The sequence below is a fragment of the Paenibacillus anseongensis genome (genome assembly GCF_009757995.1).
GTDB lineage: Bacteria > Bacillota > Bacilli > Paenibacillales > NBRC-103111 > Paenibacillus_E > Paenibacillus_E chondroitinus.
On sequence record NZ_WSEM01000020.1, the window covers coordinates 154,821 to 174,680 of the forward strand.

21 protein-coding genes are annotated in these 19,860 nt (G+C 46.0%); 7 read left to right on the forward strand and 14 right to left on the reverse strand.

Translation table 11 applies throughout. The features are described from left to right. Positions 1–3 precede the first annotated feature (3 nt). The 7 genes from GON05_RS24450 to GON05_RS24480 all read right to left on the reverse strand — a co-directional run bounded on the left by GON05_RS24450 (position 4) and on the right by GON05_RS24480 (position 7,288). Positions 4–1,419: an MFS transporter gene (locus GON05_RS24450; protein WP_157322725.1), complete on the reverse strand. Its 1,416-nt coding sequence runs from the start codon at positions 1,417–1,419 to the stop codon at positions 4–6. Positions 1,420–1,654: 235 nt separating this feature from the next. After that, a complete protein-coding gene (locus GON05_RS24455) occupies positions 1,655–2,344 on the reverse strand; it encodes a carboxymuconolactone decarboxylase family protein (RefSeq protein ID WP_157322727.1) in 690 nt (229 codons plus the stop codon). A gap of 233 nt (positions 2,345–2,577) precedes the next feature. Next, positions 2,578–3,006: a MarR family winged helix-turn-helix transcriptional regulator gene (locus tag GON05_RS24460; RefSeq protein ID WP_157322728.1), complete on the reverse strand. Its 429-nt coding sequence runs from the start codon at positions 3,004–3,006 to the stop codon at positions 2,578–2,580. Positions 3,007–3,347: 341 nt separating this feature from the next. Continuing rightward, on the reverse strand, positions 3,348–4,139 hold the full coding sequence (locus GON05_RS24465; protein WP_157322730.1) for an ABC transporter ATP-binding protein: 792 nt from the start codon (positions 4,137–4,139) through the stop codon (positions 3,348–3,350). Positions 4,140–4,160: 21 nt separating this feature from the next. Further along, on the reverse strand, positions 4,161–5,393 hold the full coding sequence (locus tag GON05_RS24470) for an MFS transporter (protein WP_181646694.1): 1,233 nt from the start codon (positions 5,391–5,393) through the stop codon (positions 4,161–4,163). Positions 5,394–5,449: 56 nt separating this feature from the next. Beyond that, on the reverse strand, positions 5,450–6,151 hold the full coding sequence (locus GON05_RS24475) for a FadR/GntR family transcriptional regulator (protein ID WP_157322732.1): 702 nt from the start codon (positions 6,149–6,151) through the stop codon (positions 5,450–5,452). Positions 6,152–6,277: 126 nt separating this feature from the next. Further along, entirely contained in the window at positions 6,278–7,288 is a 1,011-nt protein-coding gene (locus tag GON05_RS24480; protein WP_157322734.1) for a glycine-rich domain-containing protein, read from the reverse strand. Positions 7,289–7,420: 132 nt separating this feature from the next. Here GON05_RS24480 and GON05_RS24485 point away from each other — a divergent pair, with 132 nt between their 5' ends. Continuing rightward, positions 7,421–8,311, forward strand: coding sequence for a TIGR01777 family oxidoreductase (locus GON05_RS24485; RefSeq protein WP_157322736.1), 891 nt, complete (start codon positions 7,421–7,423; stop codon positions 8,309–8,311). Positions 8,312–8,335: 24 nt separating this feature from the next. Next, positions 8,336–8,830 (forward strand): glutathione peroxidase, encoded by a 495-nt coding sequence (locus GON05_RS24490; RefSeq protein ID WP_157322738.1) that lies wholly within the window; start codon positions 8,336–8,338, stop codon positions 8,828–8,830. A 46-nt stretch (positions 8,831–8,876) separates the two neighbouring features. On the opposite strand, the gene GON05_RS24495 is transcribed toward GON05_RS24490, so the two are convergent. Together GON05_RS24495 and GON05_RS24500 are read right to left on the reverse strand one after the other, a co-directional pair. Then, complete coding sequence (locus GON05_RS24495; protein ID WP_127454674.1) at positions 8,877–9,098, reverse strand: YuzB family protein; 222 nt, start codon at positions 9,096–9,098, stop codon at positions 8,877–8,879. Beyond that, positions 9,098–9,400: an iron-sulfur cluster assembly accessory protein gene (locus tag GON05_RS24500; RefSeq protein WP_127454676.1), complete on the reverse strand. Its 303-nt coding sequence runs from the start codon at positions 9,398–9,400 to the stop codon at positions 9,098–9,100. The genes GON05_RS24495 and GON05_RS24500 overlap by 1 nt, the downstream gene beginning before the upstream one ends. A 249-nt stretch (positions 9,401–9,649) precedes the next feature. Here GON05_RS24500 and GON05_RS24505 point away from each other — a divergent pair, with 249 nt between their 5' ends. Genes GON05_RS24505 through ytvI form a run of 3 tightly spaced genes read left to right on the forward strand, consistent with a single transcriptional unit; the run spans position 9,650 to position 11,932 of the window. Continuing rightward, the gene (locus GON05_RS24505; protein WP_127454678.1) at positions 9,650–10,009 is read left to right on the forward strand and encodes a winged helix-turn-helix transcriptional regulator; all 360 of its coding nucleotides are present in this window, start codon (positions 9,650–9,652) and stop codon (positions 10,007–10,009) included. A 32-nt stretch (positions 10,010–10,041) separates the two neighbouring features. Further along, positions 10,042–10,788: a type I methionyl aminopeptidase gene (map, locus tag GON05_RS24510; protein ID WP_127454680.1), complete on the forward strand. Its 747-nt coding sequence runs from the start codon at positions 10,042–10,044 to the stop codon at positions 10,786–10,788. A 31-nt stretch (positions 10,789–10,819) separates the two neighbouring features. Further along, entirely contained in the window at positions 10,820–11,932 is a 1,113-nt protein-coding gene (gene ytvI / locus GON05_RS24515; RefSeq protein WP_157322740.1) for a sporulation integral membrane protein YtvI, read from the forward strand. A gap of 47 nt (positions 11,933–11,979) precedes the next feature. On the opposite strand, the gene GON05_RS24520 is transcribed toward ytvI, so the two are convergent. Beyond that, positions 11,980–12,762: an AraC family transcriptional regulator gene (locus tag GON05_RS24520; protein WP_157322742.1), complete on the reverse strand. Its 783-nt coding sequence runs from the start codon at positions 12,760–12,762 to the stop codon at positions 11,980–11,982. Positions 12,763–12,883: 121 nt separating this feature from the next. Here GON05_RS24520 and GON05_RS24525 point away from each other — a divergent pair, with 121 nt between their 5' ends. Further along, positions 12,884–15,130 carry an FAD-dependent oxidoreductase gene (locus GON05_RS24525; RefSeq protein ID WP_157322744.1) on the forward strand — a complete coding sequence of 749 codons (2,247 nt, stop codon included), beginning with the start codon at positions 12,884–12,886 and terminating at the stop codon, positions 15,128–15,130. A gap of 197 nt (positions 15,131–15,327) precedes the next feature. Then, positions 15,328–15,507, forward strand: coding sequence for a hypothetical protein (locus GON05_RS24530; RefSeq protein WP_127454688.1), 180 nt, complete (start codon positions 15,328–15,330; stop codon positions 15,505–15,507). Between the two features lie 290 nt (positions 15,508–15,797). On the opposite strand, the gene GON05_RS24535 is transcribed toward GON05_RS24530, so the two are convergent. From GON05_RS24535 to GON05_RS24550, 4 genes are all read right to left on the reverse strand, one after another. Further along, positions 15,798–16,007: a hypothetical protein gene (locus tag GON05_RS24535; protein WP_127454690.1), complete on the reverse strand. Its 210-nt coding sequence runs from the start codon at positions 16,005–16,007 to the stop codon at positions 15,798–15,800. A gap of 89 nt (positions 16,008–16,096) precedes the next feature. After that, positions 16,097–16,987 carry a M14 family metallopeptidase gene (locus GON05_RS24540; protein WP_157322745.1) on the reverse strand — a complete coding sequence of 297 codons (891 nt, stop codon included), beginning with the start codon at positions 16,985–16,987 and terminating at the stop codon, positions 16,097–16,099. A gap of 933 nt (positions 16,988–17,920) precedes the next feature. Further along, positions 17,921–18,730 carry a glutamate racemase gene (gene racE, locus GON05_RS24545; RefSeq protein ID WP_181646695.1) on the reverse strand — a complete coding sequence of 270 codons (810 nt, stop codon included), beginning with the start codon at positions 18,728–18,730 and terminating at the stop codon, positions 17,921–17,923. 114 nt (positions 18,731–18,844) lie between these two features. Further along, positions 18,845–19,855 carry a polysaccharide deacetylase family protein gene (locus GON05_RS24550; protein ID WP_246239411.1) on the reverse strand — a complete coding sequence of 337 codons (1,011 nt, stop codon included), beginning with the start codon at positions 19,853–19,855 and terminating at the stop codon, positions 18,845–18,847. Positions 19,856–19,860: the final 5 nt, after the last annotated feature.

The window sequence follows — 19,860 nt, forward strand, 5'->3', positions numbered from 1 at the left end:
CCCTTAGTTTTGGGTTACCGTCTCATTCTTTTTGCTCAAAAGCAGAAGTGAAAACATGAAACCAATAGCTAAAACAGCACCACTAAGATATGCATGTTGAAAAGCCTCCGGCCTAAATGCCTCAGTCGTACCCGTAGATTCAGCAGTGATTCCCAAAGTAACTGAAACGAATAGCGCAATTCCAAGTGCTCCTCCAAGATTACGAAACATAGCGAAGGTACCCGAGGCTATATTCAGTTGCTCTTCCGGAATGGAGATGGTGCTTAGCGTAAGGCTGGCAATAGCTAAAATTCCTATCCCAATTCCTGCTAAAGCTAAGCTCACAACAAACATTCTTATTGAAGATTGCAGATGAACTGTTCCAAGGAGGAGAAAACTAAGAATGGTAATGCCATATCCGATTGTTAGAGGAATTCGACTACCGATTTTATCGATTAATTTACCAATGAATGGCGCGATGAGCAGTAAACTAACCGATAACGGCGTCATCAAAATGGAAGCTTTCAGTGTGCTGAAATGAAAAATGCGAGTTAAAAACAGCGGGGAGATCATCATCGTTCCCATTAAAAGGAGACCGCCTAATGTATTCGACAGGAGACCAGCCAAGTACTGACGGTTACTGAATATAGTGAGATCTAATAAAGGGTTTGCACGTTTTGACTGGATCCATACGAATCCACACATCGTGATTACAGCGATTGCGATTTGCCACATGACTCCCTGGCTTAACCAACCAGAGTCCGTCACCTGTAAGAATCCATTAATAAAGCAGAATAAACCCAAACTAAGTAATAAAGTACCCCACCAATCAAGTTTACCGGGTAGCAAATGGTCTTGATAAGACTTTAAAGCATTTCTCTGTAGAAAAAGTGCAAAGAGGACGACAGGAACGTTCATGTAAAATACCCATTGCCAACCAAGCGCTCCCGTTATCAAACCGCCAAGGCTAGGCCCGATAGCAATTGCCAGTGCGCCAACCGCACTCCAAATTCCCATAGCGGCTCCTACTTTTTCTTTCGGGACGATTGACCGAACAAGACTCATGCTTGCGGGGATCGCCATTGCACCACTAATTCCTTGCAGGGTTCTTGCTGCAATTAGTAACGAAGCATTTGGTGCGAAAGCGCACAGCAACGAGCTCACCATGAATAGTATCAAACCTAATGAAAACAGCCGCTTTTTCCCGTAGAGGTCAGCCAACTTCCCCATAAATATAAGTAAAATTGCTACAGTCATTGTGTAGGCATTCATCACCCATGCAGCCGTTTTTAATGAGATGGCGAATTGTTCAATCATCGTTGGCAGGGCTATATTTACAATCGTACTGTCGAGAAAGATGACAAACAACCCAAGACTTATCACAGTTACCTGATACATCCCTGATGCTGTGGAGGGAGCACCTTTTAATTCAAGTTGCATCCGTTACTCACCCTTCCATCCTGATGTAAGTAATCAACCATCCTTGCATGCAAATTCCAGAGCCAAAGATGGTTGAATTGCTGCCCACAAACCGAATTACTTCATTTCGATCGTTTACGCACCATGCTTATGACGAAAAATGCGCAGCAACAAACAAGCAAACATCCTACAACAACCATCGTTAACGTAGACACTGTATGCCTCCTTTCTTATATGTAGCATTATTGAAGTAATACTAATTCTGGGCTACTGCGTCCGAATGATAATCAAAGGCGTTGAGTGCGTTAATGCCATGAGTCAGGACGTAGCCTGCATTCGCAACACCGCCGACCAGCAGCCCTTCCATTAATTCCTCCGCTGTCCCGCCTAACTCCTTGAATTTCCGCGTATGGTTGTCAATGCTATAAGCACAGCCATTCACATGTGCGATGACAACAGCAATTAACTGTTTCGTTTTGGCATCGATAGCGCCATCCGCCATGGCAGTGGACTGGAATTGTTCGAAAGCCGCAAACGTCTCCGGACGAGTTTCCTTAACCTGCGGCAGCTTGCTTGCGTTGCTCGTTGCATAAAGCTCGTTAGAAACGAGATCATGCATGGTATTCCATGCGTTCACGCTATGAAATAACACCGTTTCAGCGTTCACAGCCCCTGCCACAAGAATAGCTTCTACTACCTCTTCTACAGAGCCTTCCAACTTTTTGAATTTGCCCGTGTGAACATCAATACAGTAAGGACATCCCGTAACATGCGTGACAGCAACAGCAATCAATTCTTTCGTTCTCGACGTAATGGCCTTCTCGCCAAAAGCCTCACCCATAAACTGAAAAAATGCTTTGGAACCTTGTGGCACAATTTCTTGCAGTTCCGCTACTCTTCTCAAATTGCTGCGTTCATACAATGAATTAGAATTTTTATTATTCATTTCCAATTTCCTCCATTTCCTTGATTTGAATATTATGATATCTAACTTATTTTTAGCTGTCAACAATTAAATATTTCGACATTATTATGTTAAATTTTCATTTTTATCTATAAAGAAAGCCCGAAATCCGTTATAATGATCCCAAACATGAAATCAACGACTCTGAATATCATTTAGATATCTAACTATATATCCAAAAAAAGACTGCAATACAACCTATTTTACCAGTCCACTCACCCTTGAAAATTACTGTCAACACGCTTCATCCAATGCAGCATCAAGGCGATTTCCTGATCGGAAAATCCTTGGCGAATCATCTTTTCTCCCTCTTCGACAATAGCTAAACAAGCCTCTTTAATGGAGGAGCCCTTATCCGTCAAATAAATACGATTGATACGGGTATCCAACTTGTCTGGTACACGATTGATCATCCCTCTATCTTCTAACCCACGAAGAAGGAAGGTCATGGAAGCCGGTTGAATGCCTAAAATATGCACCATATCTTTTTGGGTTCGTCCCTCTTCTTCCCATAGAATCATAAGGACACCTAGCTGAGAGTTCGTGACACCCTGTTCCTCCAGCATTTGATCCAAATAATTGCAGGCATTGCGATAATTCTTCTTTAACCAGAATCCAATTGATCCATGCAGTGTAGCGTTCATGTTGGTTCTCCCTTTACAAGTTGCTTGTGTTATATTGCCATTATATACGATCACCTCTCTGATGAACATATGACAAGCTAGTATACTTAGTACTGGCCTTTGGACATTTTCCTTTTCGCAATCCAATACGAAATCCAGCCAGCCGTATAACAGATGAGACAGCCAAAGAATTTTGGCTTTAGAATTGATTTTTGAAGATTAACCGGGCATGATTTCATTCTTCAACCTCCTTCCTCATTATTTAGTTAGATATCTAAACATATAGTATGCCACCAAAAATTGAATGTCAATAATTCCCACAAAACAAAGAGCACTTCCATAAAGAAAGTGCCCTTAGAATCTCACAAATCACTGGCAGGAATCGAAAGCCATGGGCGTTCTCGCTGCCATTTCACTTCAACCTCCGTCTCAAAGAAAGAGGACAAACCTTCACTAGTCAGTACATGGCGCGACAGCCCTTTTGCGAATACCTCACCACGACGAATCAATAAGGTTTGATTAAAAACAGGTAAAATTTCTTCAATATGGTGCGTTACGAATATTAATGTCGGAGCATCCGGTTCCTTGGCTAGTTCTTGGATGCTGGACAGCAATGCTTCCCGAGAAAGGAAGTCTAATCCGTTCGTTGCTTCATCCAGAATCAGCAGCTTAGGAGAGGCCATTAATGCACGTGCAATTAATAGTTTTTGCTTTTCACCCTGAGAGCACGATTGATAAGTCCGGTCGTATAAATGCATACAATTCAGCCGCTGCATATGCGCTTTGGCCTGCTCGAAGTCTTCCGTACTCGGTTTCTCATATAGCCCGATTGAAGCATGTTTACCGCTTATTACGACATTTTGTGTTTTATCGGAGGCATACAACTTCTCCTGGAGGGATGAGCTTACCCAACCAATCATTTTACGCAAATCTCTTAAATCTACCGTTCCAAACGGATGGCCGAGTACAGCCATTTGTCCTTGGCTCGGCCAGATATAACCATTGATCATATTCAATATGGTCGTCTTGCCTGAACCGTTCAGCCCCAGTACGGCCCAGTGTTCATTTTTGGATACCTGCCAATTCACTTCATTCAGAATCGTTTTGTTATCTCTATACCAGGAGACGTTATTCATTTCAATAATCGATGGCATTCGGTTTCACCTCGTGATCAATTAAGCTTTAACAACATTTTGTGGTAGTTCAATTTGTGTCATATTTAATTTTTTATCCGATGGCAGGAAAGCGGCCAATAGCCCGATTAGCGGCAAGAATGCGCAGATTTTAATGACAAACGAGATGCTGGTAGCATCCGCAAGTGTACCCAGCACGGCTGAACCGATCCCGCCTAATCCAAAAGCCAAGCCAAAGAATAAACCGGATACCGTCCCGACTTTGCCTGGCAGAAGTTCCTGCGCATAAACGACAATGACGGAGAAGCCGGATAACAAAATGAATCCAATGCATGCACACAACACGCCCGCCCAAAATAAGTTGGCATATGGCAAAAGCAGTGAAAACGGAGCCGTTCCCAGAATGGAAAACCAGATCATGTTACGTCTTCCGAACCGATCCGCCAGCGGACCGCCCATGAACGTACCGACTGCTCCAGCAGCAAGCAAAGTGAATATGAATAGCTGCGCTTTTTCAACGGAAAGTTGATTGTGTTCGATTAAGTAAAATGCGTAAAAACCCGTCATGCTTGCCACATAAACAAACTTGGAAAACAAGAGCATGATCAAAATCGAAATGGCATAGGTAACTGTCTTGCGCGGCAGAGGCTGTTTACTGACAGAAGCTTTACTTGAAGCTGCTGAGCGGCTGCTGCCCGCTTTACCATACCATTTGGCTACGAAAAACTGAACAACGATCGCTGCAGCAGCGACAAACGAAAACCAAATAATGCCGAATTGGCCGAATGGAACGAAAATCAGCGCTGTAAAAATAGGAGCAAGCGCCTGCCCGATATTACCGCCTGTTTGGAAAATCGACTGCGCCAAGCCTCGACGAGGTCCGGCAGCCAAGTAGGCAACACGCGATGCCTCTGGATGAAGCACGGAAGATCCGAGACCAACCAGCACAACAGCTCCAAGCACCTGAACAAACGAAGACGCTACAGCAAGCAAAATCACGCCTAATAACGAGAAAAATACGCCTGCGGGCAACAAAAACGGCTTTGGCTTTTTATCTGTGTACAAACCAATTAAAGGTTGAAATAAGGACGCTGTTACGTTTAGCGTAAAAGCAATCCATCCGATTTGAGTAAAGCTCAACTGCAGCGAATTATGAAGAATCGGGAAAACGGCAGGTATAACGGATTGAATGGCGTCATTCAATAAGTGAACCAGGGAGATGGAGAATAAAATCGCATAAACCGTATGATTGCGTACTGAACTGGAATCTGACACTGTTACTAACCCCTTTCATCATATCATCTGATGTTTAAAGACGTAGGAGAGTCAAGCTACTCCTGGTTTACAAACTGTTTAAGCTGTGTGACCGTTTCATCCAGATTTTTCATGGTCCAATACTCGGCTTCCGCGACATCCTTGTCTTTGATAGCTTTGTACATATTCTCATGAAAAAGATGATGAGGATCTTGCAACGTCACGATCAATTTCTGTGATGCTTCAAAAAGTGCCGATGTGAAGGATCGATACAGGTCGATGACAACACTATTTTTGCTGGCAACAGCGATCGATAGATGAAATTTCACATCTTCACGCAAATACGTGTCTGTATCGCCTTTCTCCAATGCTTCGTAACGTTGATCCAACGCACTTCGCATTTGCTCAAGATCGTTCTCGTCGCGGCGCTCAGCAGCCAATCTGGAGATTTCTAACTCAAGCATCCTTCTGACCTCGTAAACCTCCAGAATCTGTGCTCTACGGAGCCTGTGATCCAGCGGTTCCTGCATGGCCGACTGCGCCTTCAGAAAAGTACCGAAGCCCTGTTTCTTCTCAAGCAAACCAGCGTGAACAAGGACGCGGACCGCTTCACGGATCGTTGATCGTCCCACGGCGAACTGCTGCATCAATTCCGGTTCCGTAGGAATCTTATCCCCAGGTTTTATTTCTCCTTCTGAAATCTTCTTCTGCAGTTGATTCACTACATCGTCTACCAACTTTGGACGGTTCAGCGGTTGGAAAGACATTTTCGAATTCATCTGATCATCTCCTGTTTGAACATGAGTATAGCATAGGGCGTCTGAATTTTTCCAGTCTAAATTTTAGCATGCCCTTGCATACGAAAAACACTTCCCTGATTTTTTCGAGGAAAGTGTTTTTAACCTCTAACTCGAACCGCAGCTGGAACTTGAACAGGAGGAACTTGAGCATGAGGAGCTTGAGGAACCTGAGGAGTCTGATGAACAAGAAGAACTGCCTCCCCCTTGATCTCCAGAGTTATCGCAGCTTCCTGCAGAACTTCCGCAGCCCGAAGAAGAACAGCTGCTATGTTTGTCACGCTGAGATTCCGGGGAATTCTCCGGGAAATTCGTATTCATCTCATCGGCATAGCTTTGTGGGCTTTGGATGGAGAAGAACATCATAGCGCCTGCCAGATAGAGCATGGAGTTCGGATTAGTTGTGGAATAATCCCACCCCGTATCCTCGAGACGGCGGCTTTCGGCAGCCTTATTAGCTTCCAGAATGGCTTGCTCAACCAAGATGCGAATCGTTTGTGCAACCTCGGGATATCGGTCTGCCTGCTCCATATTGAACAAACTTCGGGCAATCGCATCCACATTGCCTTCACGAAGCAGTTCTGTACGGTCGGGATCCAAGGCATTGCGGAAAAATCCGTTCCAGCAGCGCTTGCTGCTCGGCGCAAATTCGAACAAATGAGCATACACCCAATCAAACCAAGCACGTTCTCCAGGCATCATCTTCGGTTCACGTTCAGGGGAGTGATGGATAACACCGCCTGCAAACTGTTCTCCAAAACGCTGATATTCCCTTGTGAACATTAACATTTCGTGCCATAAGTCATCGATTTCACTGCTAAACATCGGAGTTGATTTCATAACGAGACTCATGACAAAATAACGCTTTAATTCAAACCATTTGCAAGCATATTCGTCTTCTGTCATACGTGGATGTTCGGTTTTTACACGATATTGAATTCTTTCTGCATAGTCAGCAGGAATTGAACTGTTTAACTTCGTAACAATGCGATCTAACGGAATACCTTCAAGCAGCCCCAGACCATTAGGCAGTTCGGACGCCCGATAGACGGACTTAGCTTTACCAAGTCGACTGCGCTTTGGCGGTTTAGATGATTTTCCAAATAAGAAATGAAACATAGGCATCCCTCCTTTCCCAATATACCATTTGCTTCCTAATCCATGTCAATGAAGATATTGGCTTTCGGCAGCCTGCTTAGATGACATGCAAATTTTGTAAATGATATAATAGCTAGGAGGAGGTGTTCATCGATGAAAATTGCGGTAACCGGCGGAAGCGGCTTTATCGGAAGTCGTTTAATTGCCTATTGCCAACAGCACGGCCATGAAATGATCACGATTTCCCGCTCTTCCCAAGCCGTCGTACAAGGTGCGCGCACAGTCACATGGGCAGAATTGCAAGATGCCCCTGAGAAGCTTGAAGGACTGGACGCCATCGTAAATTTAGCCGGCGAATCGATTAATCAGCGCTGGACGGCTGCGGCTAAACAGCGCATCTTGGAGTCCCGCATGAAGGCAGCTCAGCAAGTGGCGCAGCTTGTGGAACGTATGGACAAGAAACCTAAGGTCGTCGTCAACGCTTCCGGTATGTCTATTTATGGCACGTCGGAGACGGCAACTTTCGATGAGCGCAGCCCGCACCATACGATGGATTTCTTATCGAGTGTCGTGGACAAATGGGAACAAGCCGCAGATCAAATAAAAGGCCCGCGAATCGTCAAAGTTCGCGTTGGACTTGTGCTCGACGGGAAAGAAGGCGCATTTCCAAAGATGGCTTTCCCTTATAAGCTTGGAGTTGGCGGACCTATCGGGAGCGGCAAACAATGGCTGTCTTGGATTCACATTGAAGACATGGTAAGATTGATCGATTTCTGTATACAAAACGAGGAAATCAGCGGACCTGTCAATGCGACAGCGCCAAATCCTGTCACAAACAAGCAGTTCGGGGCGCAGCTGGCCCAAGCTCTTCACAGACCGAATCTGTTTCCTCTCCCTGCTTTTGTCATGAAGCTAGCTTTCGGCGAATTATCTACACTGCTTCTGGAAGGCCAGAAGGTGCTGCCGCATGTCCTGCTCCAACATGGCTTTCATTTTACATATCGTTCCGTTGACAAAGCGTTGGCGGATATCGTGAACAACTAAAATAACTGTGAAAAGGTGATTCTTTTGACCGTTCATCAATTTTCAGCCCGGACGATCCGCGGTGAAGAAAAATCGCTTGCCGACTACAAAGGACAAGTGCTGCTCATTGTTAATACCGCAACCAAGTGCGGATTTGCCCCTCAATTTACGGGACTGCAGGAGCTTCATGATACATATAAAGATCAGGGTTTTAGCGTACTGGGCTTTCCATGCAACCAATTCAGAGATCAAGAGCCCGGAAACGATACAGAGGTTGAGCAGGCGTGCCAAATCAATTTTGGCGTGAACTTCCCTTTGTTCTCCAAGATTGATGTCAACGGCGCTGACACCCATCCACTTTACCGCTACTTGAAGCAGCAGGCTTCCGGTTTGCTCGGCTCCAGCATCAAATGGAATTTCACCAAATTTCTCGTGGATCAAAACGGTAACGTCATTAAAAGATTCTCACCAACCACAACGCCGCGTAAAATTGAAAGCCAAATTCGCCAACTGCTCGCAAATACCACCGTTCATGCTTAACATATAAAAAAAACCGCCAGGGCATCGATCGCCCCGACGGTTCTTTTTATTTCACGTATTTTTTAGCCTTTTCGATTGCTTCGTCTTCTGTTGCTCCTGTCACATAGCGGCCATTAATGAATATAAAAGCAAAACGAGAACAAGGACCGCAATACGATTTGCAGGCAACTTTGACTTCAGCATCAGGTGCAATGACTTTAATTTTTGAAAGTGCAGATTTCACCTTCATATGTTTGCATTTATCACAAATGCGAATATCATTGCGCATTAGTGATCTCCGTTGTTCCCCTTGCTTGGGTTCGTAATCATGAAACCTTCTTCTGGCGTGTAGAAGTAGTCAATACGGATACCGTCAAGCAATGGTTCGTTTCCATCCAGCAAAACATCAATGCCTTTGTCCGTGCTGACAACGACATCATTGGCAGATTTATCGTCAAGACCCAAGCCATAGTGAGCGTGGTCGCCATGTTTATGAGTCACTTGTACTCGAACCAATAGACCTTTGTTTTCTTCTTTATCAAGCTCCAATTGAAGTACTTTCGCTGCATTACGAGAAATTTTGACGTTCATATGTACACATCTCCTGAAACAATAATTTTATTTCTTATTGTAAAGAATCTAAGGCACGAAATCAACCTTTGACAGCATCCGACTTAAAAAGTGATTTACAAATACCCCAATCGGGCTGCTATTGCTAATTGCCTTCACGAACTTTAAAATACATAGTAGTGGAACTATTTTATCCTAAATTCAAGCTGGTAACTTACTTACTTCATGGATAGTTATGTACATTCCAAAATGGAAAGGACGCGTTTCTGAATGTCAACTCTTGAAAATGAAAAAGTCGCCCCGCTCAGCAACTATGTTCCTAAAGTACCGAAAGTCATTGAATGCTCCATTGAACGTACACTTGAAGTCATCGGTGGCAAATGGGCCTTCCTCGTGCTTCGGGAACTGTTTTGCGGTACGAAGCGTTTCGGCGAACTGCAGCGTCAAGTAACTGGAATCAGCCCCAAATCTCTAACCGATATTCTCCGTCATCTGGAGGATCACGGTGTTTTAGAGCGGACGGCATATCCAACTGTCCCTGTTACCGTTGAGTATACCTTGACACCGAAAGGCCAGGATTTGCATCAAATATTAAAAGAAATGAAGCTATGGTCCGCAAAATGGACATAATGATTGAATAACAGCTGAGGAGTTGGACTTACGTGATTACCATTAAAACAAAAGAACAAATCGAAAAAATGGGCAGAGCTGGACGCATTCTAGCCGATTGTCATAAAGAAATTGCCAAAATGATTCGCCCTGGCATCACCTCCTGGGAAATCGACCAATTCGTCGAGGGCTTTTTGGCGAAGCACGGCGCTACACCGGAACAAAAGGGCTATCACGGCTATCCTTACGCTACTTGCGCATCCGTTAACGATGTGATCTGCCACGGATTTCCAAAGAAAGAGGCCTTGAACGACGGCGATATCGTCACCATCGATATGGTTGTTCGCATTGACGGCTGGTTGGCGGACTCCGCTTGGTCCTACGCCGTTGGGAACATCTCTCCGATTGCGGAGAAATTGCTTCAAGTAACTAAAGAGTCGCTGTACAAAGGCATTGAGCAAGCGATTCCAGGCAACCGCATCGGCGATGTTTCTCACGCGATTCAAGTGTATGCGGAATCACAAGGTTTCTCCGTCGTCAGAGATTTTATCGGACACGGCATCGGCTCCGAAATGCATGAAGAACCGCAAGTTCCGCATTACGGACCAGCAGGCAAAGGGCCGCGCATTAAAGAAGGCATGGTGTTCACCATTGAACCGATGCTAAATGTCGGCAAATATCATTCCAAAGTAGATAGCGACGGGTGGACAGCAAGAACGTACGACGGCAGTCTGTCTGCACAATATGAACACACGATTGCGATTACGAGCCAAGGTCCGGTTATTTTGACGGAACAATAAACAATTAACATTTAAGCCCGGAGGAACATGCATGATTTCTTTTTACAAGAAATATTGGAGAACTGCTTTTGACATTGCTCTCATTGTTCTAACCGTCTACCTCTTCATGCTGTTGTTCAGCTATTTGTATCGCATCGCGACACCTATCTTTCTGGCTCTGATCATTTTCATGATGATCGAGCCTTTTGCTAGGTTTCTGAACCGGAAAGGGATGCGAAAGTCGATTGCATCAGCGATCTCGACGCTCCTCTTCGTCCTGATCATCTTGGGCGCGCTGGCGGGCGCCGCCGTTATTTTCACAAGCCAGATCATGAGCCTTGTCGATAAAGTAGACGATTACCAAGCCGTTTTTAATGACCAAATCATACATAAAATTAGCGAACTAAATAATCGCTTCCAAACATTGCCCCCTGATGTCATTGTGAAAATTAAAGAATATGCCGGACAATTTGCAGGTAATGCCTCAAAATTCATTATTACTTTCTTATCCGGACTAGTAGCCTCGCTGACTTCCTTTTCCACCTTCATGTTCAACTTCATTGTCGGAATCATTTTGGCCTACTTCCTCAGCATAGAAATCGACTCTTGGAAACGCCTTGCCAGTGAGAAAACACCAAGAACGTTTAAATCGGTATTTTTCTTTCTAAAGGAAAATGTCGTGAAGGGGATTGTCTCTTACGTAAAAGCCCAATTTAAGCTGATTTCCCTAACGTTTATCGTCGTTTTTGTTGCTTTGCTTCTGCTCGACGTCAATAATGCTTTCTCTATCTCCCTGCTCTCGGCTATTTTCGATGTTTTGCCGCTGCTAGGTGTCTCCACTTTGTTCATTCCGTGGATCATTTATTTGTTTATCGTGGGTCAGACAACACTTGCGATCTGGTTAAGCGCGCTGCTGCTTGTCGTTATCCTTGTCAGACAAATCATGGAACCCAAAATTACAGGGGAATCCCTGGGCGTGTCGGCCTTTACGACGTTAGCCTTTATGATCGTGTCCCTTTCATTGTTTGGCGTTGCGGGAGTCATCCTGTCGCCTGTTTTAATCATTTTGCTCAAAGCTCTGTATACACAAGGCTATTTCCATCGCTGGATACGCCAGCCTGAGGATGAATATGCACAGGGCAATCTTCCTACGAGTGGTCCATAAACTTAAAAGCCCATCCTTCCTTTCTGGAAAGATGAGCTTTTTTCGTATTATACGCGATACATACTGCGGTACACCGATGGAGCCATCCCCATTTTTTGTGTAAACACGCGACTCAAGTAAAAACCGTTTTCAAAACCGCATTTTCCTGCGATTGCATCTAACGTCAAAGTCGACCCTTCCAGTAAATGGCGCGCTCTGGTTAAACGCAATTCATTTAGAAATTCAGAAGGTGTTTGCGAGAAAGCTCTGCGAAACCTTCGCGTAAGCTGCACGGGAGTCAGCCCCAGGCTCTCTGCCAAATCCGACATGGATAAACTTCCGTACGCATGATCCGTTACATATTTGCGTGCCTTTTCCATCAGACTGTCTGTTTCTGTAGTAAGGTCCTCTCTGAGCTCTCGTTCAATTGCGACTAATCGAAACATATCGCTGAGCATGTGCTGCTTATGCAGCGTGCTCTCTTCATCCCACCCCGGAAGCTCCTTCAAATAATGATAATTTGAGGCTAATCTCTCGATATCCTTAATGACGAGTTTGCCTCTCCAGCTGGTTGCTTCCTCTGAACTTGGTTCCGACAGCCAAACAAACTGCAGAAAATGAAACGACAATGGCTCCAGCGTCCTCCTTCGAAAACCAACATGGGGCGGGCAAATAACAAAATCGCCAAATCCCGCTTCCCCTTTGTGCTCTCCGATTCCATAAACAAATCTGCCTTCCTCCACAGCAAATAACGTCCAGCAAGGATACGTGTCCTCGTTATACATAAACTCATCTTTACGATGCCAGTAAACATGCGAAATAAGTTTCACCGCTACATCACGAAAAGCCATACCCGCACCCTCTTTAAGTGAAATAAAGTATATGCTCATTGTAACTGACTGCATGTTCAATAGGAATATAATCTTTTACAATGAAATCAAAGATATTCTATCAACTAGTGAGGTGCTGGTCATGAAACACGAAATCGTTACATCCGACATCACCGTTGTCGGCGGAGGTTTAGCCGGCGTGTGTGCCGCGATCGCTGCAGCCAGATTAGGTCAAACCGTTTCCCTTGTTCAAAATCGTCCTGTTCTAGGTGGTAATTCCAGTAGTGAAGTACGCGTGTGGGTTTGCGGAGCTACTTCCCACGGGCTTCATCGGTATGCGCGTGAAACCGGTATCATGGGGGAAATGTTCGTTGAGAATCAATACCGCAATATCGATGGAAATCCCTATCTATGGGATCTGATTGTACTCGAAAAAGTTAAAGCCGAGAAAAATATTACTCTCTTCTTGAATACGGACGTTCATGAAGTTGATGCAGACGGAGACGAAACTTCCCGGACCATCCGATCCGTTACAGGCTGGATGATGGGGTCGGAACGCCGTATCCGCTTCGACAGCCGTGTCTATCTCGACTGCACAGGCGACGGGCTTGTCGGTTTTCTGGCAGGTGCGAAATTCCGTATTGGCCGTGAAGCACAGGAGGAGTTTAATGAAGAATGGGCTCCTCTCGTCCCGGATGATATTACACTAGGCAGCACTCTGCTCTTCTACACCAAAGATGCCGGCCGACCTGTGAAGTACATCCCGCCTAGTTTCGCCAAAGACATTACGCAGACCACAATTCCGATGAAACGGGTTATTCGCAGCGGCGATAATGGTTGCGCTTACTGGTGGATTGAGTGGGGCGGCGAACTGGATACGGTTCATGATAACGAAAGAATCCGTGATGAACTGTCTTCCGTGATTTACGGGATTTGGGATTATATTAAAAATTCCGGTAAATTCGAAGCGGATAACCTTACACTCGAATGGATCGGTTCGGTTCCGGGCAAACGGGAATACCGTCGTTTCGTAGGGGACTACGTGCTGAATCAAAACGATGTCATCGCACAGGAGCTGTTCGAAGACCGCGTCGCCTTCGGAGGCTGGTCAATTGACCTGCATCCACCGCAAGGCATGTACGCCACGGCGAAGGGCTCCAAGCATATGCATGTGGACGGCAGCTACCACATTCCGTTCCGTTCCCTCTATTCGGTCAATACGACGAATATGCTTATGGCTGGGCGCAATATCAGCGCGTCCCACGTCGCTTTCGGCACGACACGCGTCATGGCGACTTGTGCCGTCATCGGCGAAGCCGCAGGAACGGGCGCTGCCCTTTGCGCAGCGAAAGGTATTTCCCCTCGCGAGCTGCACGGCAGCCATCTGAGCGAGCTGCAGCAAACGCTGCTGCGGCAGGATGCCTCCGTGCTCGGGATCAAAAACGCCGACGCAGCCGACCTTGTGCTAGGCGCGACCTTGACAGCGTCCAGCACCTTGAGCCAGCTGGCCGTAGAGAAATCCGCATCGGTGTTCCCGCTTGCGGATAGTGTGGCGCTTCTTGTGCCTGTAGATCCACATATCGAAGGCTTGGAACTGCTGCTTGACGCCTCGGAGGCTACGCAACTCTCTGTGGAGCTGTGGAGCACAGGGAAGCCGCAGAACTACGTCCCGCACACACAGGTAACAGCCGTTCAAGTAGCGGTCCCGCAAGGATCTGGACAGTGGATCCAAGTTCCGTTAAGCTGGCATCCGGATACCGCTCAAAATGCTTTTATTATTCTACGCAGCAATCCTGCACTATCGGTCCATAAGTCCGACCAGCTGCAATCCGGCGTCCTTGGGCTCAAGCATAAAGATAATAGCAATGCCGCAGATTATGGCGACACGACACCGAACCAGCCTGTCGTTGATTGGACGCCTGGCGAGTTCAACCGCAAGCCGATCTGCTTCCGGCTGCTCTCACCTACTTCGGCTTACTCTCCGGATAAAGCGGCTAATGGCTTTAAACGGCCATACGGCGGCCCGAACATGTGGTCTTCCGCTCATCTGCAAGCTGGTAAGCCGGAGTGGCTTGAAGTCAGCTGGCCGAATGCCGTGCCAATCCGCAGCGTACAGTTGACCTTGAATGATGACGTCCATGAGGATTTAATTAATTTGCATCATCATCGGACAGCATTCGAGATTATTCCTGAGTTGGTTAAAGACTACAAACTCCAGGCCTTTGTTGGAGGGGAATGGAAAACTGTCGCTGAAGAATGTAATAATCACACTCGCCTTCATACTCATACATTCCTTGAGACCGTTGTAACCAGCCGCTTACGCTTGCTAGTGGAATCAACAAACGGAGCTGAGCGAGCTGAAATCGTAGAAATTCGCTGCTACAGTTAGTCTCATAAGCACGCTTAATGGCCTAGCAAATGCTGCCGTTTCGCGTGCTTTTTTCTTTGGTGGCCGACATCGTTTCCGACATTCTTTTTCTATAAATAGGTCTTAATAACCCTTGTTTAACCTTACATGATATGTTATATTAAAAGTGCGACAAATCAAGGTTTCCTCTTCAAAAAGTTGACATAGGAGTGATGGAAATGGAACAAAATTCTATTCAAATTCGTCAAGGTGAAGAGATTATTTATGTAGAAATGACTGTTAAGGAAGCGCTTGCATTAACAGGTGCGAAGTTCAACTTAAACCACAAATTAGAGCGAGATGCCATCAAGAAGGTAAAACAACGCCTCGAAGATAAACTGCTTCCTCCTAACCATTAATTGCACTCTACCATCTTCGCATACAGCCCAACGAACGATTACCATCGTGCGTTGGGTTTTTATTTTCCTCTTGGTACCACTGTATCAAAATCAACCAACTGCTTATAATAATCACGCGCTTCTCAACAACGATATTCAAGGAGGACCAGCCATGTCAGCAGATCATAAACAGCAAGGACAATCCCGCAAAAATACAACGACGAAAACGCATGATCAGAAAAGCAATAAAGGGCACAAGTAAATAAAGAAAAGTCCATGCCTCTCTTGCTTTAGGCGTGGACTTTTTTTCGTTAATTGATTTTTCTTCTTGTTAAAATACAGGGAACCCCTCTACCTACAGCCCCAGGTTGAGCCATATGCTCCAAATAACGAAGTCCTCTTGTACATTGTGTTTTACAAACCGCACACGTAGACGACTCCACTATTCTCATCGTGTACTGCTCTCTGGAAGATACTATTTTCTTCTTAGCAACTTTGCCTTTGCCTTTAGGTGGTGCCATAACCTCGCCTCCCAACCGTCTACTTACTCCAGTATATGAAGTCTGGACAGAACGGTTCTTGAGGGACAAGGTTATGTTCCTGATCTTGTCTAGCGGTTAACGGTTTGTAAATCCAGCGCAGTCAGCAGGATCGGGACGATCTCTCCATACAATTCGGCGAAGGCTTCCACGGGCAGCGGATTGACACCATAACCCAACTCGACGGTAAATCCAGGCCTGCGGAATTGTTGAATGAACCAATCCTTATACCCTGCATCGCTATCGGTTAATTTCACGGCTTCATAACCGCTGACAACCGCTAATTGGTCGGCAAATGACTCGGATTCCGGAGGTTCATACCCCCGGTAATTCCAATAAATCTCTCTACCTTGCGTATGCAGGGCAACAACGAGCTCAAACGGGTGGCATTCTGTAAAACGCGCAAGCGCGGCAGTCTCCGGCTCCGATAGCGGCGTCTCACCGCCATAATCCCGCGGCCCCGGCCCCAACTGCCCCCTGCGCTCAGCCTCTTCTTCCCAATGGGCAGGGAACTGGTCATTAAGGTCTACGCCCCTTATATTCGCTTTCCAGCTGCTAAAATCAGGCTGATCTCCGTTCAACTCCAGCAGATTGGCTTGGTAGGGATGATCAGGTCCGATGCCATTAAGCACAAGTTCTACACCGTCAGGATTCACCATCGGAACAACCCATAAGGAGTACTCGGAAAGCAGGCGTCTGGTGTTTCTGCCCTGCCAAGCCGTTCCTCTGGCATAGGAACAAGCGAGATCCTCTACGAACTGCATAACAAGCGGGGTCGTAATCCATTCATTTGCATGGATCGCTGCGTTGACATGGAGCTCTCTGGCTCCCTGGCCGATGCGCAGCGCAGGTATGCCTTTTCCCATCACACTTTCTCCTATAACTTCGACATGCAGGAAAGGATAAATCCTGCCAAGCCGATTCAATTCATCACACAACGTCCCATACCCGTAACCCAACATACGACCACCTCACAGCTCTTTGATCTCCTACGTAGGTTATGAATATGCCTTCTCCATTAGAAACATGCGGCGTAACAAAGTTAAGTTGTTGCACACTTCCTACAATGAAAAATGGCCTATTTCAATGAAATAGAGCCCTGTAGTTCCTCGTTGAGGAGAAAGGAATCGTTGAAGGCGTTAATTTCCCTCCGTAGTTTAGCTTGTTAAGAGACCAGTAGGAGCGAAGTTTGGAGTGGAGAACACCCAACGCCGATAATAATTCATCGTTACTGAGACAATTGGCGGAGGGGCATCCTCATAGGAGAGATAATTGGGCTAGCAGGCCCCTTTGAGGAACTACAAGGCGCTATTCTAAAAAATTAAGCCCGTTTCCGCGATCAGTCAAGCGGAACTACAAGGTTTTATTTGACCGCCTAATCCCGTTTTCTTCAAGAAAACGAACAAATAGAGGATGTCAGTTCCCCTCCACGCGAAGAAGAGCTTATTTCGATGAAATAGAGCCCTGTAGTTCTCTTCCAGGGAGGAACCGCTGCCGCTGGAGCGATAGCAGCAAATTTCATGGGGTGGTGTCCGAGTTGCGACTGTGACAGTCTATGTTGTATTTTGCGCAACCATTTGGCCGTAAAGGGGCCTCACTTCGCATCTATATTGCACTTCATACAACGATTGTTGCATTTAAATCGCTTACAATTCACCTTTTGCAACAAATGGTTGTATGATGTGCAACGAAAGACCGCAATCGCGGTCTGACCACACCATTCCGTTGTATGTAATGCAACGTAGCCCTTCAACTTGCTGCACAACTATCTTTACAACGATAAATATTTGTTTGAGTAGATTCGATTCCATACTTAGATTTTAACAAAAAAAAGTTGAGCTTTCGCTCAACCCAGAACAACTCTTTTCTTTAAAAACAGACCCCTGAGGGTCTATTCAAAAAATAGTTGGTACCTGCCAAACGACAGGTGTAATGGCTATCTGATCTTTGAGCCAGCTTTCCGTTATGCGCTTAAATAACGTAGGTTCTCCACTGCAAAAAAATTGGTGAATCGGCAATATCCCCGATGTTTCCATCCGATCGCGATGGTACAAAATCGTGCTGATTTCTCTTGCCGTTTCATCGGCAGATGAAATCAAGGTGACGTCCGGTCCCATCACCCGGGAGATCGGCTCCATCAAAAACGGATAATGCGTACATCCCAATATTAAACAATCAATGGGCTTGTCGATCAACGGCTGAAGCGACTGCGCCACAATCTCCTGCTCTTGCTCTCTTCCAAAAAGCCCCTTTTCTACGAAAGGCGCCAAAAGCGGGCAAGACTCGCTGTACACCTGTATGCCCGGCGAGATTAACCTTAAGGCATGTTCGTAGGCCTTGCTTTTGATCGTACCTTCCGTGCCGATCACCCCGACGATCCCGGTTCGCGTGTGCTTGATTGCGGCTCGTGCGCCTGGCGAGATAACACCCAACACTGGTATCGAGACGCGCTCTCGAATATCTTCTATGGCAACCGCCGTTGCCGTATTGCATGCAATCACAATCATTTTAGGGTTAAATTGAATTAAATAATCTACAATTTGCCGGGTAAATGTACGTACTTCTACAGCTGATCGCGGTCCATAAGGACTTCGAGCCGTATCACCGAAATAGATGACTTTTTCCTGCGGCAGCTGCCTCATGAGTTCTTTTACTACAGTTAATCCTCCGACTCCGGAGTCCAGTACGGCTATCGCTTGCTGCACACCTATCCGCTTCCTTTGCCGGTTAATGAATTTCAAAGGCTACATGGATAGAATATGAACGTACAAGCTGAAAGGTACCTAGGCTTACAACACTGATTCTTGGTGGTCGGTCACCTATTTTTTTGGCTGCAAATCATTCACAAGTGCGAATTCGTAGCCCTTCTTCTTGATTTCCTTGCAGATGCGCGCGAGCGCCTGCATGTTTTCCAAAGATCCCTGATGCATCAAAATAACATTGCCATCATGCAAATTATTCATGATATCGTTGTACGGATCCTCGGCCCCATTCTCCCGCGGTTCCCAATCGCGCATAGCCGTCGACCAAAAGACAGACGTATACCCCATGCTCGATACTAAACTCAAATTATGCATATTGTAGTGACCGTAAGGGAAGCGAAAGTATTTCTCGACCTCTTTACCGGTTATCTTCTTATATAAGGCTTCAAAATCCGTAATTTCCTTGCGAATTTGGTCATCGCTCAGCTCATTGAAATCTTTGTGCGTCATCGTATGATTAGCTACAAAATGACCGTCTGCCACAACTCTTTTCAAATAATCCGGGTTAGACTTGATATTGTTCCCTGAGATGAAAAAGTTCGCTTTCACTCCGTTTTCCTTCAAGGATTTTAGCATTAAATCCACTTCAATCAGCGGGCCTCCCGCATCAATCGTTAGATAAACCTTTTTCCCGGTCCCAACCCAAACGGCTTTCTGATCAGCGGTAAATGATTTCGTTTCTTTCGGAAAATCAGGAACCTGCCCGGTTTTCTTCTTCATGTAATACCAGGAGTAGGGGGTCTTGTCCCCTGCGACTGGCTTTGTTTTGGTAGCGTCGGTTGCCGGCTTTGCGGATGCTGCAGGGCTAGGGGCAGTCGTAGGATGCGGAGTAGCGCTCGGAACTACGGTCTGTTTGGGAGTAGCTATGGGCTTTGCTGTTGGTTTAGGAGTTGGAGTTGAAGTTGGCGTAGGCTCCGCTGCTTTGGTGGTTGCTTGCGGACTTGGTGTCGTTACAGCTTCGGCAGCAGGAGAGAACAGGCTTTTGTCTGCACAACCGACCAATGTTGCGCTTAAAAGGATCAGCAGTGCAGCACTTTTGGTAATAGATGTCATTGTAGCACCTCGCATGATGG

Excerpts from the sequence above, each read along its gene's own strand:
- GON05_RS24450 (WP_157322725.1), bottom strand. The coding sequence starts at position 1,419 with ATGCAACTTGAATTAAAAGGTGCTCCCTCCACAGCATCAGGGATGTAT.
- GON05_RS24455 (WP_157322727.1), bottom strand. The coding sequence starts at position 2,344 with ATGAATAATAAAAATTCTAATTCATTGTATGAACGCAGCAATTTGAGA.
- GON05_RS24460 (WP_157322728.1), bottom strand. The coding sequence starts at position 3,006 with ATGAACGCTACACTGCATGGATCAATTGGATTCTGGTTAAAGAAGAAT.
- GON05_RS24465 (WP_157322730.1), bottom strand. The coding sequence starts at position 4,139 with ATGCCATCGATTATTGAAATGAATAACGTCTCCTGGTATAGAGATAAC.
- GON05_RS24475 (WP_157322732.1), bottom strand. The coding sequence starts at position 6,151 with ATGAATTCGAAAATGTCTTTCCAACCGCTGAACCGTCCAAAGTTGGTA.
- GON05_RS24480 (WP_157322734.1), bottom strand. The coding sequence starts at position 7,288 with ATGTTTCATTTCTTATTTGGAAAATCATCTAAACCGCCAAAGCGCAGT.
- GON05_RS24485 (WP_157322736.1), top strand. The coding sequence starts at position 7,421 with ATGAAAATTGCGGTAACCGGCGGAAGCGGCTTTATCGGAAGTCGTTTA.
- GON05_RS24495 (WP_127454674.1), bottom strand. The coding sequence starts at position 9,098 with ATGCGCAATGATATTCGCATTTGTGATAAATGCAAACATATGAAGGTG.
- GON05_RS24500 (WP_127454676.1), bottom strand. The coding sequence starts at position 9,400 with ATGAACGTCAAAATTTCTCGTAATGCAGCGAAAGTACTTCAATTGGAG.
- GON05_RS24505 (WP_127454678.1), top strand. The coding sequence starts at position 9,650 with ATGTCAACTCTTGAAAATGAAAAAGTCGCCCCGCTCAGCAACTATGTT.
- ytvI (WP_157322740.1), top strand. The coding sequence starts at position 10,820 with ATGATTTCTTTTTACAAGAAATATTGGAGAACTGCTTTTGACATTGCT.
- GON05_RS24520 (WP_157322742.1), bottom strand. The coding sequence starts at position 12,762 with ATGGCTTTTCGTGATGTAGCGGTGAAACTTATTTCGCATGTTTACTGG.
- GON05_RS24525 (WP_157322744.1), top strand. The coding sequence starts at position 12,884 with ATGAAACACGAAATCGTTACATCCGACATCACCGTTGTCGGCGGAGGT.
- GON05_RS24530 (WP_127454688.1), top strand. The coding sequence starts at position 15,328 with ATGGAACAAAATTCTATTCAAATTCGTCAAGGTGAAGAGATTATTTAT.
- GON05_RS24535 (WP_127454690.1), bottom strand. The coding sequence starts at position 16,007 with ATGGCACCACCTAAAGGCAAAGGCAAAGTTGCTAAGAAGAAAATAGTA.
- GON05_RS24540 (WP_157322745.1), bottom strand. The coding sequence starts at position 16,987 with ATGTTGGGTTACGGGTATGGGACGTTGTGTGATGAATTGAATCGGCTT.
- GON05_RS24550 (WP_246239411.1), bottom strand. The coding sequence starts at position 19,855 with ATGCGAGGTGCTACAATGACATCTATTACCAAAAGTGCTGCACTGCTG.